The sequence below is a fragment of the Crocosphaera sp. Alani8 genome, from assembly GCF_038442745.1.
Taxonomy (GTDB): Bacteria; Cyanobacteriota; Cyanobacteriia; order Cyanobacteriales; family Microcystaceae; genus Crocosphaera.
In genome coordinates this window covers 1-2,798 of the sequence record NZ_JARVCN010000388.1, presented here as the reverse complement: position 1 = coordinate 2,798, position 2,798 = coordinate 1, and the positions used below count along the sequence as shown (strand labels likewise).

Below are 2,798 nucleotides of genomic sequence, written 5' to 3'. Positions count from 1 at the left end.
TTTCTGCTAAACTCTCCACTTCTGAATTGTTGGATTTGATGAAATAGCTCTGCTCATTTTTTTATACGTTTATAAATAGATGTATAAGATAAAAACCACTTTTATTAGCCAAGTTATTTGATCTCTAGCTAATTTCTTCAGTTACTTTTTGTATCTTTTGAGATTCTTCTGCCAAATCCTCCCTCTATTGTACTTTAGTCTCATTTTTCTTCATATTCCTTCTTCTTACTCCTACTCATTTTTTAATCCTACTCATTCACTTCTTAACTTATACTGGTATAATCCTCATACTCATATAATACTTATACTTATATAACATCTGGCATTTCTTTAATTATTATCCACATTTTCAGATAGTCACTCAATCTTTGCCATCCTTTCCATAAGGTCTGCACTCCTGGCTCTCCATCCCCTTTTCTGCACATAAATCCTCCTAATCTTCCTATCCACCTCACACATTCATATATTGTCGGTATTTCTGACGGGAACTCCTTTTTTTTAGTAATTACACAGTATAGCACCTGCCATTCTTCCTCTTCCAAAGCAATATCGGCTGGTTGATCTGGCATTTCTACTGCACAATATTTGAGCCACAATATTCTTGAGGCAATGATGCTGTAGGTGGCTAATGCTTTTTCGAGTCGCTCTCCTTTATCTAACATCAGCTTCTCAATGCCACAACCTGTTTTCAATACATAGTGAAATCTCTCTATTAACCAACGATATGTATAATATTTTAGAACTTTTTGGGCATCTGCTAAGTTATTTACTGCCAAAGTCGTTAATAGTACCCATTTTACTTCTTTTTCTCCTTTGGGAACCTGAATCTCTTCTGCTACGATCGCATTTACCTTAATGGCTTCCATTTCCCCATAATTCGGCTTATTCTGTGGTGGTTGAAGTTCCACTGATATCCACTTCACTTGTAATTTTGCTATTCTCGGTTTTCTTCGCGGTGTTCTCCTTAATTTTATGGCCATTTCTGCTATTGGTTCCAATTTCTCTAACTTAGAGAATAATTTATCTATTTCCTCTTCTGTTTTGACTCTCCTATTTTGTGCTGCTCTGATTAATAAGTGTGAACCTTCTCTTAACGGTTCGGCCAATAACTCGAAGATATCTCCCTCTCGATCACATACCGTTATTAGTTCTATATCTTCTGGTATTGCCTCCTGTACCTCTCTTAATGACTCTATCCATCTAAAACTTTCTTTCTCTTCTATTTTACGTTTTCTTTCTACATATCCTTTCCCTTTCCTTACTTTAACTCTTGCCCATACTTTTTGCTTCAATAAGCCGTATGGAATTCCTTCTCCACTGACAGCCAATACATTATGGACTTTTAATCCTTCTGCACCTTGTTTACTGATACTCCCCAATCCCCTTCTCCCCTTTTTCGGGGCAAATTCTAAATCTGTTGTGTCTTGCACCGCTAACACCACTTTTTCTTCTTTCAGCTTCTCTATTGTCGCTTTTTTATGCGCTTCTATTATTTTTTCTGCTTTCACATGGCGATTTTCCCAAAACTCGTAAGTGGCTTGTACATCTGATGGTTTCTCGATCGCTTGTGGTACGCTTTCGTGGGGATGTTCGGATAACTCTGATACCATTTTTTCGAGTCTCTTATTTAGCCTTTTATCGCCTAAATCAAGATATTTAAGTTCTTCAGTTACCCATGCTTTCATTTTCTTCTCCTCCTTTCATCATCCTCTTTAATATGATTTTAGTCAATCTTGACTTTTTAGCCTTTTTTTCTTATTCTTAATGAATAAATACTCTTCTATTTTTTAACTTTCATGTGACTAATCCATTAAATTAATTCTAGTATAACCCAGATAGAATAAGTCTTTCAGACTTTTCATTTACTTTCATTTTATCTTACTTTCTTCCTTAATTTTTATTTTTTTTATCTTCATCTCTTTTAATTGTGTTTTCACTTTTCTTTGAATTACTTTATACTTTTTAAAAATATAAGTCCTCTTTTCTTATTTTGTTTTCCTTAATAATTAACTCTATGCCCCATTATTACCACCTTTCAGCTTTTTTTCTTTTGTTAACTTATGTGTGACGAAGGGATAGATGATTTCTGTTGATGGACTCATGGTTGATGCTCGCACCATGCCTCGTCCTATACAAGAAGCTGCCTATGCTAAAGGTTTAATTCCTTATCTTCCTTAATTGGTTTGTTTTTCCAGGTTTTATACATCTATGGCATTCCTCATACTTTTTGGCTGACACAAATTCTTCCAAAAAAGAGAGCTTTAAAGCATACTGATGGTCAAATTCTCGCTCTTGAAGTTACCATTAAAGCTACTAGCGATTGGATTCATTCTATTCTGGAGTCTGTTAGTCAAAAAGTTGGTACTCCTCTTCAAATTATTTCTGACCATGCTAGTAATCTTAAAAAAGGGATTCAGCTTTTTCAAAGCCATCATTCTCAGGTTATTTATACTTATGATGTGACTCATGCTATGGCTAATTTATTGAAAAAACAGTTGTTTTCTAATGATATTTTTCAAAGCTTTTTATCTGATTGCCATCACTGCCGTCTTCAAGTTCAGCAAACTGAGTTGGCTTTTGCTTCTCCTCCTCCCCAAAGAACTCAATGCCGTTTCTTTAACCTTGATCCTCTTCTTCGCTGGGCTAATTCCGTTCTCCGTTATTCTTTTTCTTTCTTTTCCCCTCTTTGCCCCAATTTCCATCGACTTGAACTTTTTAATCGGTTCTTTGATAAATTTACTTGGATTTTTGTATCTTCTCAAAAAGCCAGGGGTCACTCGCTGCGAAAACTTAGGCCA

The 2,798-nt window shown here is 35.3% G+C and carries 1 protein-coding gene and 1 pseudogene; one reads left to right on the top strand and one right to left on the bottom strand.

Going from position 1 to position 2,798, the window contains the following annotated elements; genetic code table 11:
• Positions 1 to 308: 308 nt before the first annotated feature.
• Complete coding sequence (locus P9B04_RS19440; protein ID WP_342056625.1) at positions 309 to 1,685, bottom strand: IS4 family transposase; 1,377 nt, start codon at positions 1,683 to 1,685, stop codon at positions 309 to 311.
• Between the two features lie 498 nt (positions 1,686 to 2,183).
• Between P9B04_RS19440 and P9B04_RS19435 the strand changes: the two are divergent.
• Positions 2,184 to 2,798, top strand: a pseudogene (locus P9B04_RS19435) (hypothetical protein); the annotation flags it as partial.